11 protein-coding genes are annotated in these 12,950 nt (G+C 71.3%); 6 read left to right on the top strand and 5 right to left on the bottom strand.

The annotated features are described in order from the left end of the window. Positions 1-450 precede the first annotated feature (450 nt). The 3 genes from Pme01_RS02535 to Pme01_RS02525 all read left to right on the top strand — a co-directional run bounded on the left by Pme01_RS02535 (position 451) and on the right by Pme01_RS02525 (position 3,402). The gene (locus tag Pme01_RS02535) at positions 451-1,182 is read left to right on the top strand and encodes a response regulator transcription factor (RefSeq protein WP_239087975.1); all 732 of its coding nucleotides are present in this window, start codon (positions 451-453) and stop codon (positions 1,180-1,182) included. After that, positions 1,179-2,774: a sensor histidine kinase gene (locus Pme01_RS31360; protein ID WP_275408486.1), complete on the top strand. Its 1,596-nt coding sequence runs from the start codon at positions 1,179-1,181 to the stop codon at positions 2,772-2,774. The genes Pme01_RS02535 and Pme01_RS31360 overlap by 4 nt, the downstream gene beginning before the upstream one ends. 91 nt (positions 2,775-2,865) lie before the next feature. Further along, positions 2,866-3,402, top strand: coding sequence for a hypothetical protein (locus Pme01_RS02525; RefSeq protein ID WP_168112855.1), 537 nt, complete (start codon positions 2,866-2,868; stop codon positions 3,400-3,402). Between the two features lie 90 nt (positions 3,403-3,492). Here the strand turns inward: Pme01_RS02525 and Pme01_RS02520 are convergent, their stop codons facing one another. The 5 genes from Pme01_RS02520 to Pme01_RS02500 all read right to left on the bottom strand — a co-directional run bounded on the left by Pme01_RS02520 (position 3,493) and on the right by Pme01_RS02500 (position 7,303). Beyond that, on the bottom strand, positions 3,493-4,395 hold the full coding sequence (locus Pme01_RS02520) for an alkaline phosphatase family protein (protein ID WP_168112856.1): 903 nt from the start codon (positions 4,393-4,395) through the stop codon (positions 3,493-3,495). A 14-nt stretch (positions 4,396-4,409) separates the two neighbouring features. Continuing rightward, on the bottom strand, positions 4,410-5,339 hold the full coding sequence (locus tag Pme01_RS02515; protein WP_168112857.1) for an undecaprenyl-diphosphate phosphatase: 930 nt from the start codon (positions 5,337-5,339) through the stop codon (positions 4,410-4,412). Then, the gene (locus Pme01_RS02510) at positions 5,336-6,019 is read right to left on the bottom strand and encodes a DedA family protein (protein WP_239087974.1); all 684 of its coding nucleotides are present in this window, start codon (positions 6,017-6,019) and stop codon (positions 5,336-5,338) included. Before Pme01_RS02510 ends, Pme01_RS02515 begins: the two co-directional genes overlap by 4 nt. Before the next feature lie 34 nt (positions 6,020-6,053). Next, on the bottom strand, positions 6,054-6,431 hold the full coding sequence (locus Pme01_RS02505) for a BlaI/MecI/CopY family transcriptional regulator (protein ID WP_168112858.1): 378 nt from the start codon (positions 6,429-6,431) through the stop codon (positions 6,054-6,056). Positions 6,432-6,496: 65 nt separating this feature from the next. Beyond that, a complete protein-coding gene (locus tag Pme01_RS02500) occupies positions 6,497-7,303 on the bottom strand; it encodes an ABC transporter permease (protein WP_168112859.1) in 807 nt (268 codons plus the stop codon). Between the two features lie 237 nt (positions 7,304-7,540). Between Pme01_RS02500 and Pme01_RS02495 the strand changes: the two genes are divergently transcribed. The 3 genes from Pme01_RS02495 to Pme01_RS02485 all read left to right on the top strand — a co-directional run bounded on the left by Pme01_RS02495 (position 7,541) and on the right by Pme01_RS02485 (position 12,854). Continuing rightward, positions 7,541-8,899 (top strand): ammonium transporter, encoded by a 1,359-nt coding sequence (locus tag Pme01_RS02495; RefSeq protein ID WP_203935396.1) that lies wholly within the window; start codon positions 7,541-7,543, stop codon positions 8,897-8,899. A gap of 147 nt (positions 8,900-9,046) precedes the next feature. Further along, positions 9,047-10,288 (top strand): hypothetical protein, encoded by a 1,242-nt coding sequence (locus Pme01_RS02490; protein ID WP_168112860.1) that lies wholly within the window; start codon positions 9,047-9,049, stop codon positions 10,286-10,288. After that, positions 10,278-12,854: a sensor histidine kinase gene (locus Pme01_RS02485; protein ID WP_168112861.1), complete on the top strand. Its 2,577-nt coding sequence runs from the start codon at positions 10,278-10,280 to the stop codon at positions 12,852-12,854. The genes Pme01_RS02490 and Pme01_RS02485 overlap by 11 nt, the downstream gene beginning before the upstream one ends. The last annotated feature ends 96 nt before the right edge of the window (positions 12,855-12,950 follow it).

The following is a 12,950-nucleotide window of genomic DNA, read 5'->3' as shown; positions in this document are numbered from 1 at the left end:
TCGCTGCCGCCATGACACTCCTTCTATTGACCGAGTGTTATTGATCGAGCGTTGTTGATCGAGTGTTGTTGATCGAGTGGACGAGCGGGCGACCGAATCGTGTGGACCGGTGACGGGCCACTGTGCCGTGGCCGCGTTACGTCCGGTTGGTGCCCGGCTGAACGACCGGTGGCCGACTCTCCTACAACTTGTAGGGTCAATGCAAGCCTAGGCGTGCCGGATGCCATGCCAGCTTTCGGGGCGCTCCTCTGGGCGCGCTCCTACCGCTTTCTTATGCGTCTCTTATGGCGGGCTGAGGTTCTGGCGGTCGGGTGGATACCACGGGGCCGTACGCTGCGCATCAGGTGGTTTATCGGCTACGGAAGCGGCGCCGACTTCTGCGTGAGAGCGCGGTACCAGCAAGCGCGATACCAGCAAGCGCGGTACGAGAAACAGAACGGGAGTGCCCGGGTGCGGATTTTAGTGGTCGACGACGAGGCCGCAGTACGCGACTCGCTGTCGCGAACCCTGCGCTTCGAGGGGTACGAGGTGGCTGTCGCGGAGGACGGACTTGCCGCTGTCGACCTCATCCGCCGCCAGGAAACCGACACCGTTGTCGCCGACGCGGTGATCATGGATGTGATGATGCCCCGGATGGACGGGCTGGAGGCGTGCCGGCTGCTGCGCTCCGAGGGGCTGCTGATTCCGGTCCTCATGCTCACGGCGCGCGACAGCGTGGGGGACAGGGTGGCAGGCCTGGACGCCGGCGCGGACGACTACCTGGTCAAACCGTTCGCCCTGCAGGAGTTGCTGGCGCGGCTCCGGGCGTTGCTGCGCCGATCTCTGCTCACCGGCCCGAACGAGTCCGTCGAGCCCGCGCGGGCGGGTACCGGCGCGGCCGTGCTCGCCTTCGCCGACCTGACTCTCGACCCGGCGACCCGGGAGGTGCGACGGGGCGACCGCGAGATGCGGCTCACCCGTACCGAGTTCGCGATCCTGGAGGTCTTCCTGCGCCACCCCCGCCAGGTGCTGACCCGGCCGATCCTGTTCGAGCACGTCTGGGGGTACGACTTCGGCGAAACCTCCAACAGTCTGCACGTGTACCTGGGTTATCTGCGCCGCAAGCTCGAGGCCGACGGCGAGCCGCGCCTGCTGCACACCGTCCGCGGCGTGGGCTACGTCCTACGGGAGCAGCCGCTGTGAAGTCCCCCCGAATCAACGCCCTGACTGCCGGCCGTCGGCTGCTGATGCAGCGGTGGGCGCGGCTGTCGCTGCGGTCGCGGCTGTCGTTGATAGCGGCGGCGGCCGTGGCGGTCGCGGTGGTGACCGTCGGTGGGGGTGCCTGGCTGGCCGTACGCGCCGAGCTGTACCGGCAGCTGGACGCGCAGCTCACTACGGACGCGACCGCGATCGCCGCCCAGCCGGGACAGTGGCCGCCGTCGCTGGCGCAGACGATTCCGGACGACAACGTGCCCGGGGAGCGCATCCCCGGAAACCGTCCGGGGGGCCGCCCGGCCGACGTGTTCCACGGTCGCAGGGTGATCGGCCCGCGGTGGCAGATCCTCGACCGTACCGGCGTGCCCGTGGACGGTGCCGTGGCGGTCCTGCCCGTGACGCCCGGAGCCCGCGCGGTCGCCGTCGACCGGCGGCCGGCCGTGCGTGAAGAGGTCGAGGTGGGTCCGATGACCTACCGGATGCTCACGGTACCGGCGACGCGCGGTGGAGCGGTGCAGGTGGCGATCGCCCGCGGCCCCACCGACCAGACCCTCGGCGAGCTGGGCGTACTGCTCGCGGTCGGCTGCCTGGCCGGCGTCGCCGGCGCCGCCATGCTCGGGCGTACCGTCGCCCGCGCGGGCCTCGCGCCCGTCGAGCGGCTGACCGGCGCGGTCGAGCACGTGGCGGCCACCCAGAACCTGCAGGCCGCCATTCCGGTCAGCGGCGAGGACGAGATCGCCCGTCTGGCCCGCTCGGTCAACGCGATGCTGGCCGCGCTGGAATCCTCGCGGGCGGGGCAGCGGATGCTGGTCGAGGACGCCAGCCACGAGCTGCGCACGCCGCTGACCAGCCTGCGTACCAACATAGAACTGCTCATCCGGGCCGACACCGGAGTCGGGGGTACCGGCCGGCTGCTGCCGGCCGAGGACCGGGCGAAACTTCTTCAAGATCTTGAGGAACAGGTCGTCGAGCTGACCCAACTGACCAACGAGCTGGTCGAATTGGCCCGTCAGGACGCCAGCCCGGAACCCGTCGAGGAGGTCGACCTGCCCGACGTCGTGGGCGCGGCGGTGCAGCGGGCCCGGTTGCGCGCGCCCGACGTCACGTTCGACGTCACGCTCGGGAAAGGCGCGCTCGGGAAAGGCGCCCTCGGGAAAGGCGCGCTCGGGAAAGGCGCGCTCGGGAAGGGTGCCGTCGAGACCGGTGCGCGCCTTCCCCTCGTCGCCGGCCGGCCCGTGGCGCTGGAGCGCATGGTCCTCAACCTGCTGGACAACGCCGCGAAGTGGAGCCCGCCGCGAGGTACGGTCCAGGTCCGGCTGTCGACCGGTACGGACGGCGCCGTGCTGACCGTCGCGGACTCCGGGCCGGGTATCGACGACGAGGACGTTCCCAGGGTCTTCGAGCGGTTCTACCGGGCGTCCGCCGCGCGGTCGATGCCCGGCTCGGGCCTCGGGCTGGCGATCGTCGCGCAGACGGTCGCGCAGCATCACGGGACGGTTGCTGTGGGGCGCTCGGCGATGGGCGGCGCGCTGCTGACGGTACGGCTACCGCTGATCGACGGGTTTTCATCTGATTCTTAACTTCGGCCTCGGCTGCCCTTAGGGACTACCGGCACTGTCGAATCAGATCGACTGTCGTTACCAGATCGAAGTCTCGACTCAGGAGCCCATCGTGACCAACCCCCCTGCTGATAAGCCTGCTGACAAGCCTGCGGGCGCCACCGATGACACGCAGGCGATACCGCCGGTTGATCATCCACAGCCGCAGGGCCAATCGCCGAGCCAGCCGGGTGCCGAGCCCGGCGCCCAGGCCGGCGCTCACGCCAGCCCGCCACCGCCACCGCCGCCGGCAGGCGGCAACCGGCTGACCGCCTGGTACCGGCGCCTGCCCGGTCGCCCCGGGATCTGGCTGGCCGGGTTCGCCCTTGTCGTCGCGTGTGTCATCGGCTGCTGCGGGTTCATCGCCGGTGCGGTTGTCTCGCACGGCGATGAGCGTGGCGGCGACCACCGCATCAGCCGCTACGACCGGTCGGGAGACGAGCGGCGCGGCCCCGGTGGGTCGGGCGAGGACGGAAGGTACGGCCCGGAGCACCGGCGTGGCCCGAAGGTACCGCCGCCGCCCGCCGCGCCCGGAACTCCCGCGCCGGCCCAGCCGACGCCCACGCAGCCGGCCACACCGTCCCCGACCACACCGTCCCCGACTGCCTGACCGCGTAACCGCGTAACCGCGTAACCGCGTAACCGCGTAACCGCGTAACCGCGTAACCGCCTGATCGGCTACCCGGCCGCCGGCCCACTCTCATCGCCAGATGCTGGTGATGGGGGAGGTACCGGCGGCCTTGCCGATCGGGGCCAGACCGTAGAAGGCCTCGAGCGTACGGAGGACGCGGTAGTGGTCGACCTGCTCGGGGTGGGTGCCGGGCTTCACCCCGGCGCCGGCGACGAGCGTGAGGATCTGGTTGCGCGGGCTGCCGTCGTTCTCGTCGAACGTCACGATGAGCAGACTGTTGTTCCGCTCCGCCCACTGGAGGTAGGCGTCGAGGTGGGTCCGGGCCCACGCGTCACCGGTGGCGGTACCGCAGTCGTGCATGTCGTTGCACAGGTTGGGGACGACGAAGGACACGGTCGGCAGCTTGGCGAAGTCGGCGGGGAAGGAACTGTACGGCTGGTTGGCGCTCGCCGGCACGTTGCTGAAGTCGACCCAGGGGTTGTGCTTGGCCGCGTACTTCCCGTGTGAGCAGCCCCGGAACCCGGCCCGGGGCAGGTCCTCGGAGTACCCGGTGAAGCTCAGCCCGGCGTCGAGCAACTGACGGCCGAGGTTGGGCTTGCCGTCAAGGTCGACCGGGCAGTGGTCGTCGGTGACGCCGTGGGTGGAACCGGAGAACAGCGCGATGTAGTTAGGCTGGCTGGGGTGCGCGACGCCGTGCGACTCGGTGAAGACGGCCGCCCGCTTCATCAGGGCGTTCAGGTACGGGGCGTTGCGGTCCTGGGCCACCTGCCCGTACGACCTGTTCTCGAAGACGGCGACCACCACGTGGTCCGGTCGTCGGATCCCGCCACCGCGGTCAGGAGGTGACGGGACCACCACACCAGGGGAGACCGTCGGCGGCCGGTGCGCCGGTACCCGACCGCAGGACACCGGGATCGCGAGCGCGGCCAGCACAGTCACCACGGCCGCGCGCAGCAGTATTCGTCGTGTCATGACCCCAAGCTGGTTCAGGCGAGGCTCAGCCAGCCCAGACTCCCCAGGCCGGCGACCAGACAATAGACCGCGAACGGGGTGAGGGTACGGGTTTCGAAGTAACGGGTCAGGAACCGCACCGCGAGGTAGGCGCAGACGCCGGAGGCGACACTGCCGGCGAGGACCTGGCCGTGGATACCCTCCCCGAGCGGGCCGAAAAGGTCGCCCAGCTTGAGTGCGCCGGCGGCGAAGATGACCGGCGTCGCGAGCAGGAAGGAGAACCGGGCCGAGTCCTCATGGGACAGACCGCGCAGCAGGCCGGCGGCCATGGTCGCCCCCGAGCGGCTGATGCCCGGAAGCAGCGCCAGGATCTCGGCGCACCCGATCAGCGTGGTGTCCTTGAAGGTACGGGCGGCGATCCGCCGGTCGGAGACGACGCCCTCGGCATCCGCCGAACCGCCCGCCACGGTCGCCATCGTGGGCGCGGGGGCCCGCTCCGCGGCGGCGCGACGGCGCAGCCGTTCGGCGCAGTAGAGGATCACACCGTTGACCGCGAGGAAGATCGCCGCGGGGATCGGCCGGCCCAGCACGGTACGGAAGGTGTGCTCCAGGAGCAGGCCGGTCACGCCCACCGGGATGGTCGCGATGATGATCATCCAGGCCAGGCGCTCGTCCGTGGTCCGGATCCGTCGGTACCGCAGCGAGGTGAAGAACCCGGAGATGATCCGGACCCAGTCCCGCCAGAAGAATGCCAGCAGCGCCACCGCCGTGGCGACGTGCAGGCCGACGATGAACGCCAGGTACGGCGACTCGGGCGCGGACACGCTGAGGTCCTGGGCCCAGCGGCCGCCGAGCAGCGCGGGGAGGATCACGCTGTGGCCGAGGCTGGAGACCGGGAACAGTTCGGTGATGCCCTGGAGGGCGCCGATGACGATCGCCTCCGGGTACGTGAGGTGTCCGCTCATCCCATCCGCCCTTCCTCGCGCCGGTTGCGCACGACCTCGATGACGATCGGTACGAACGAGATGATCACGATGAGCGCGACCACCGGCAGCAGGTACTTGTCGATGTTGGCCGCGCCGATCGTGTCGCGCAGCTTGCGGGCCGGCAGGTAGCCGATGAGCAGCACGCTGTCGGTCCACAGCACGCCGCCGACGATGTTCCACAGCAGGAACCGGCGGGCGGGCATGTGGAGCATCCCGGCGACCGGGTTGATGAACGTCCGCACGATCGGGATGAAGCGCGCCAGCGTGACGGCCTTGGCCGGCCCGTACCTGTTGAAGTAGTGCTCCGCCCGTTTGACGTACTCGGCCTTGAACAGTCGCGAGTCGGGGCGGTCGAACATCTTTACGCCGTACCGGGCGCCGAGGTGGTGCCCGAGTTGGGCGCCGGCTATCGCGCACACCGGCGCGCCGACCAGCAGCACCGGCAGCGACAGCGGTGCCACGTTCAGGATGTCGGTGGCCACCGGGGAGGCTGCGATCCCGGCCAGGAACAGCAGAGAGTCACCCGGGAAGAAGAAGCCGACCAGCAGGCCGGTCTCCGCGAACAGGATGGCGAGGATGCCGATCAGCCCGAAGGACCGGATCAGCGACTTGGCGTCCAGCGGGTTGACCGCGAGGACGGCGTCGTGGAGGGCGCGCACGACGAAACCCTACACGCTGTAGGGAAAAGTGCGGCTACTCCGGGGTGTCCTCACCGAGGGCGGCCCGCAGCGCCCGCTCGTCGTCGGCGCTGAGGGCGGTCACGAAGCGCTGCAAGATCTGGGCCCGGTCGCGGCCACCCTCGAGCACGGTCCGCATGCGGTCCGCGGCGTCCTGCGCGGCGTCCTTGGCCGGCTGGTACCCGCTGCGCCCACCCTCGCGTACCCGTACCACGAGGCCCTTGTCCTGCAGCCGGGTCAGGATCGTGTGGATCGTGTTGTACGCCAGCCCGGTGCCCAGCGCCGCCTGCAACTGGGTCGGGGTGAGCGGCCCGTCCGCGGCCCACAGGGCGCCGAGCACCTCGCCTTCCAGGGCGCCGGCGGCCCGTCGGCCGTGTGCCGATCGTTCGGTCACCGAACCTCCCTCACTGCGTACCTGGGCTATCGTACGAATCCGGTCGTACGAATCGAGCCGGCGGGTCAGTCCCGGCCGGAAAGGAGGCCCTGGGCGACCAACTCGATGGTCACCAGGACCCCGACGGTCTCCACCGCGAGGAGCCCGATCAGCACCAGCAACTGTGCGACGCCGGCCTGCACCGGGTCGCCCCCGCCGAGCAGGACCCCGACGAAGGCGCCGGGCAGGGCGACGAGCCCGACGGTGCGGGTCTGGTCGAGCGCGGGGAACAGGGCCTGCGCGGCTGCCGGGCGGCAGAGGTCGCGACGCGCCTGCGAGTCGGTGAAGCCGAGTGCGAGCGCCGCCTCGTACTCGCCGAACCGCGCTCGTAGGTCGTCGAGCGCCCGCCGGCCGGCCAGTCCGGTCGCCGTCATGGCGCCGCCGATCAGGATGCCCGCGATCGGTACGACGGCGACCGGCCGGGCCGGGACGAGCCCGCTGGTGAGCAGCGCGGCGAGGATCGGGGCGACCCCGCAGGCGATGGGGACGCCGGCCAGCAGGCCCGCATAGCGCCGACGGCCGCTGTCCCGACGGCCGCTGTCCCGACGGCCGCTGTCCCGACGGCTGCTTGGGCCGAGGATCCGCCGGCCCGCGGTGACGGTGGCGACCGCGTACATCAGGCAGACGAACCCGCCCGTGAGCCAGGCGGACCGGAGCACCGCGACGATGACGAGCGACACGGCGGCGAGTTGGACGGTGGCTCGTACCGACGCCGTGAGGCTGGCCCGGGCGGTGCCGAGTCGGCCGGTCCAGGCCACCAGGGTGGTCACCGCGACCAGCGCGACGAGCACGATCGCCAGCAGCGGTCCGATCCGGATCGCGGTCGACCCCATGGGTGCTGCCTCCGGGAACGAAAGACCGGGAACGAAATATCCGCCGAGTGTCCCAGGTGGAGCTTTTCACGCCCGTACGCTCGCGCGCTCCGTGGACGCGCGCCTATAGTGGCCCAGGGTCATATAGACCACTGGGAGTGAGCTGAAGACTCCTCGCCGGCTTCCGTCACCGGTGGGGAAGGTCGGGCCACGGCGAACCCGTCCACCAACGCACACCGTTGCGAGGAGGACGAACAGGTGAACCCTGGTCAGGGATCGTGGGACGTCGGTGCGACCGCCTGGGTGCTGACCTGCACCGCCCTCGTACTGGTGATGATCCCCGGAGTGGCGTTCTTCTACGGCGGCCTCGTGCGCCAGAAGAACGTACTCGGAATGATCATGCAGAGCTTCGCGGCGATGGGCGTGGTCAGCCTGTTGTGGGTGGCGGTCGGCTTCTCGGTCGCGTTCGGCTCGGGTCGCTGGCTGGGTGGGTTCGGTCTCGCCGGTCTCGCCGAGCCCTGGATCACCAGCCCCGCCGGGCGGCTGCCCGGATTCCCCCACCTCGACGTACCGGTCCTGGCCTTCGTGGCGTTCCAGATGATGGTCGCCATCGTCACGCCCGTCCTGGCCACGGGCGCCACCGCCGAGCGGTGGCGGTTCGGGGCGTACGTGGTCTTCGTCGCCCTGTGGACCGTGCTCGGGTACGCGCCGGTCGCGCACTGGGTGTTCGCGCCGAACGGCTGGGCGCACCGGCTCGGCGTCCTCGACTTCGCCGGCGGCACGGTGGTGCACGCCAACGCGGGTGCGGCGGCGCTGGCGATGGCGTGGGTACTCGGGCGCCGCCGCGGCTGGCCACAGGAGCAGCAGCGACCGCACAACCTGCCGCTCGTCATGATCGGTACCGCTCTGCTGTGGTTCGGCTGGTTCGGGCTGACCGGCGGCTCGGCGCTGGCCGCGAACGGCGTGGCCGCGACGGCGGTCGTCAACACCCAGGTCGCCGCCGCCGCCGCGCTGCTGGCCTGGGTCGGCATCGAGCGGCTCCGGTTCGGCAAGGGTACGACGCTCGGCGCCGCCTCCGGCGCGATCGCCGGCCTGGTCGCGGTCACGCCGGCGGCCGGGTACGTCACCCCGCTCGGCGCGATCGCCATCGGCCTGCTCGGCGGTACCATCTGCCAGCTCGCGGTCGGCCTGAAGTCGTGGTTCAACCTCGACGACTCGCTCGACGTGGTCGCCGTCCACCTCGGCGGTGGCGTGGTCGGCACGCTCGCCGTCGGCCTGTTCGCCACCACGATGGTCAATCCCGACGGCGGAGACGGGCTCTTCTACGGCGGCGGGTACCGGCTGATGGGCGCCCAGTTCGTGACCTTGTGCGCGGTCGTGGCGTACTCCCTGGTGCTGACCGGCCTGCTGGGCAGTCTCACCAACCGGCTGCTCGGCAACCGGGTGGGCCCGCGGGAGGAAGCCGTCGGGCTGGACCTGTCGCAGCACGGCGAATCCGCCTACGAGATCACCTCCGAGCGCGGCCAGGCCGGCGAGATCACGGCCGGGCGTGACCGCGCCGGCGCTCCGGTACCCGTACCTGTTGCCTCGGCCGTCGCCCGGATCCGGCACCGCTGAACCGTCGCGGTGGCGCGGGTGCCGCGCGTACCGAGCGCCGCGCCGCCCGCAGCGGTCTCCGGGGTCCGAGCCGAGCCCGATCCGATCCGCAGCACAGCTTCGCAACGCCAGGCCGCTTCGCCAGCCGGTCAGGAAGGGGAGACCACCATGTCCAACCGGATCCACGCCGCCGTGCCGAGACGATGGGGCTCGCACGTCCTCAGTCGCCTCGCCGTTGTCGTCGCGGCGGGCGCGCTGTTCGTCTTCGTCATGGCACAGTCGTGGAGCGTCACCAGCGGGGGACTGTCCGATGTGGAGGCGGAGCGGCACGGTGTCGCGTACCTGCAACCGCTCGTCCAACTCGTGGGTGAGCTGACCGACGCCCAGTCGGCGGCCGTACGCGGGACGCAGCCCAACGCCACCCAGATCGACGCCGCGGTCACCGCCGTCGACGGGGTCGACGACACCCACGGCGACGCGCTCGGCGCGCACCGGCGCTGGTCGGAGCTGCGCGGCCGGATCGCCACCCTGATGGGGCAGCGCCTGGGCGGCGAGCAGGCGTACGCGGCGTACTCGTCGGTGGTCGCGCTCGCCGTCGACCTGATCCACAAGATCGGCGACACCTCCAGGCTGGTACCCGATCCGCAGCTCGACACGTATTACCTGGCGGACGCCACGCTGCTGCGGGTACCTGACGTCCTGGTCGGCGCGGGGCGCGCGGCGGACCTGGCGGTGATCGCGGACCGCAGCCCCTCGGAGGGCGCCCAGACCCGGGTGTCGGTGGCGCGCTATCAGGTCTCGGTCGCCAGTGAGCAGTTGAACACGAGCCTGCACAAGGCCCTCGACCACCGGACGGCGGACGGGACGGCCGCGGCGATGGGGCCGAACCTGGCGGGCCAGCTCGACGCCTTCACCTCGGCGGTGGACGCGTTCGTGCCGCCCGCGATGTGGCTGCAGTCGCTGACCAGGGTCGACACCGCGACCCTGACCAGCGGCGCCGAACGGGTACGCCAGCAGACCCGGCCGCTGGCCGGTGCGGGCCTGGCCGAGCTGGACTCCCTGCTGCGCGAGCGCCAGGACCGGCTGTCGATCCGGCAGACCTGGACCATGCTCGGCGCCGGCGTCGGCCTGCTGCTCCTCGGCGCTCTCCTGTCGCTGCTGCTACCCGCCCGGCCGCAACCGGTGCTGGCCGAAAGCAGCGTCGGGCTCGGCGGCGTGCCGGGCAATGGGCTCGGGGCCGGATTCGGTCTCGGGGCAGGCGCCGAGGCGGGAGCGCCCGAACGACTGGGGATGACACATCCGGGAATGGCGATGGCCCATCCGCCGGATCCAACTGCGGCCGAAGAACTGCTGCATGTGGGCCGGGCGGTACGGGCCCACCGGCGGGAACAGGTGGGCGATGTTAGATAGGTTGAGCGTCCAGCAGAAGCTCAGCGTACTGCTGACGGTCCCCCTCGCCGCTCTCGTCCTCACCGGCGTGCCCTTCGTGGTGGGCCGCCTCGATTCGGCGATCTCGGCCGCCGCGACCGTGAACTCCGCGCAGTACGCGCGCGAGGTGGCCGAGGTGATCGAGGTACTGCAGCAGGAGCGGCTGCTCGCCCTCTGCTCGCTGGCCAGTCCGGAGGTCGACGACAGCGGGTACGCGGCGCTCGCCGCGACCACCGGCGACCTGGCGCAGGAGGTGGCCGAGCACGGCACCCCCAGGCTGCGCCAGGCCGTCGGCCAGCTCGCCGCGCTCGACCCGGTCCGGCGGCAGGTCGCCGCCGGTACCGCCGCCGCGATGCAGGTGCAGGAGGCCTATCACGGCCGGATCGTGGACCTCATCAACGCGCTGGAGCTGACCAGCCAGCCGCTGGCCGACATGGTGGGGCTGCGGCAGATGAGCGCGCTGGACGCGGTCCTTCGTAGCGACGAGGAGGCCCACCGGATGGCGTCGGCACTGCTGGTGTCGGTCGCCGACCGGCGGGGCGCGGCCGGCCTGGCCATCGAGGCCCGGTCGCTGCACGCCACCGACGTGAACCGGTTCCGCCAGCAGGGCGAGCCGGCAGCGGTGGCCATGCTCGACCAGCTCGAGCGCGGCAGCAACCACGTACGCCTGGAGGAGCTCATCGCCGAGGTCGGTGACGGCGGCGGGCTGCCCGCCCCGTTGACCGAGGTCGTGGCGGTCGCCCGGTCCACCGCTACCCAGACCGGCGCGTTCCAGGAAAGGGTCGTGCACGCCACCGCGGCCCGGGCGCAGACCCGAGCCACGTCGGCCGAGCTGGCCGCGGCCACGCTCATCGGCCTCGCGATCGCGTTGCTGGTATGGGTGGTGTGGCTGAGCGTGCGGGTCAGCCGCTCGGTCGCGCTACCGCTGCGGCGGCTCACCTCGGCGGCCACGTTCGTCGCCGATCTCGCCCGCGACGAGCTGGTACGCGTCGCGGACAGCGACGCCACCGACCTCGACGCCGCCGACCGTTCGCGACCACCGACGCTGGCCATCGTCGAGGTCCACAGCAGCGACGAGATCGGCTCGCTGGCGGCCGCGTTCAACCGGGTGCAGACCACCGCGGCCAGACTGATGGAGCAGCAGGCCGCCAGCCGGCGCAACGTGGCGGTGATGTTCGCCAACATCGCCCGTCGTACCCGTGCGCTGGTGGCTCGCCAGCTCGCGTTCATCGACGAGTTCGAGCGCAACGAGCAGGACGAGCGGATGCTCATCCAGCTGTACCGGCTCGATCACCTGACCACCCGGCTGCGCCGTAGTGCCGACAGCCTGCTGGTGGTGTCCGGCATCCGGGAGGACGAGCCGATCAGCGCCGCGGCGCCGCTGCTGGAAGTGGTGCGGTCGGCCGTCGCCGAGATCGAGGGGTATCAGGCGGTACGCATCGCGGCCGTCTGCGAGGTCACGATCCTGCCCCAGCTCGTACCGGACCTTCGGCTGCTGCTCGCGGAGCTGCTGGAGAACGCGACCGCCTTCTCGCCGCCGGGCATGCCGGTCGAGGTGTACGCGCGGCTCGCCGGCCACTGTGAGATCGCGGTCGTCGACCACGGCATCGGCCTCCCCGCCGACCGCCTCGCCGAGGAGAACCGTCGGCTCATCGATCGGGAACGCCTCGACGTCGCGCCCACCAGCGTCCTGGGTCTGTTCGTCGTAGGCCGGATAGCCCGCCGTCACGGCCTGCGGGTCCAGCTGCGTCCGAGTCCCGGCCACGGCGTGAGCGTGGAGATCCAGATCCCGTCGGCGCTGTTCACGACCCGGCGCGTACTGCCGCGTCAGGGCTTCCCGGAGCCGCTGCCGGCCACCGGGCCCTACGGTGCCGGCCCGTACGATGCCGGCCCGTACGATCACGGCCGCTACGATCACGTCGCGTTCGATCACGGCCGCTACGATCCCCGCGCCGACAAGACCCGTGAGCTGGTACAGCTGTCGGACTGGGGAGCCTGCGAACCCGACAACTCCTTCACCTGGTTCGATCCGCACGAGCTGGAGGCGACCGCCGGTGCGGTCGTCCACGACACCGCGACCGACGGCCGCCCGTCCCCGCGGCCGGTGCGGCCGGGTATGCCGATCCCGGTCGCCCTGCCGTCCGTCCCCGCGGCACCGGCCGCGCCGACACCGGTCCTCACCCGCAGCGGCCTGACCCGCCGCCAACCGGGTGGCCACCTGCCCGCCTTCGCCACGGTCGACGGCGCCACGGACCACAGCGTCATGGATCACAGCGTCATGGATCACAAAGTCACGGACCACAGCGTCATAGACCACGACACGGAGAACAGCGCCGACCAGCCGCCCCCATCCCACGGCGGCTTGACCCGTCGGGTACCGGGCTCGCACCTCGACCGGACCCTGTGCGGCGACCACACGTCACCCCCATCGGCGACCGGGCGGACGCAGTCACGTGATCCCCTGGCCGAGCGCGCGGAGCTGGACAGCTTCGTCGCCGGGGTGGCCCGCGCCGTGGGAACCCGGAGCGACGCACCGGCGCACCAGTGACACACCACGTCAGTCATGCACCACGTCAGTCATGCACCACGTCAGTCATGCACCACGTCAGTCATGCACCACGTCAGTCATGCACCACGTCAGTCA

Source organism: Planosporangium mesophilum, assembly GCF_016863255.1.
GTDB lineage: Bacteria > Actinomycetota > Actinomycetes > Mycobacteriales > Micromonosporaceae > Planosporangium > Planosporangium mesophilum.
The sequence above is the reverse complement of the archived record's forward strand: the minus strand, read 5'-3'. Positions and strand labels throughout refer to the sequence as shown.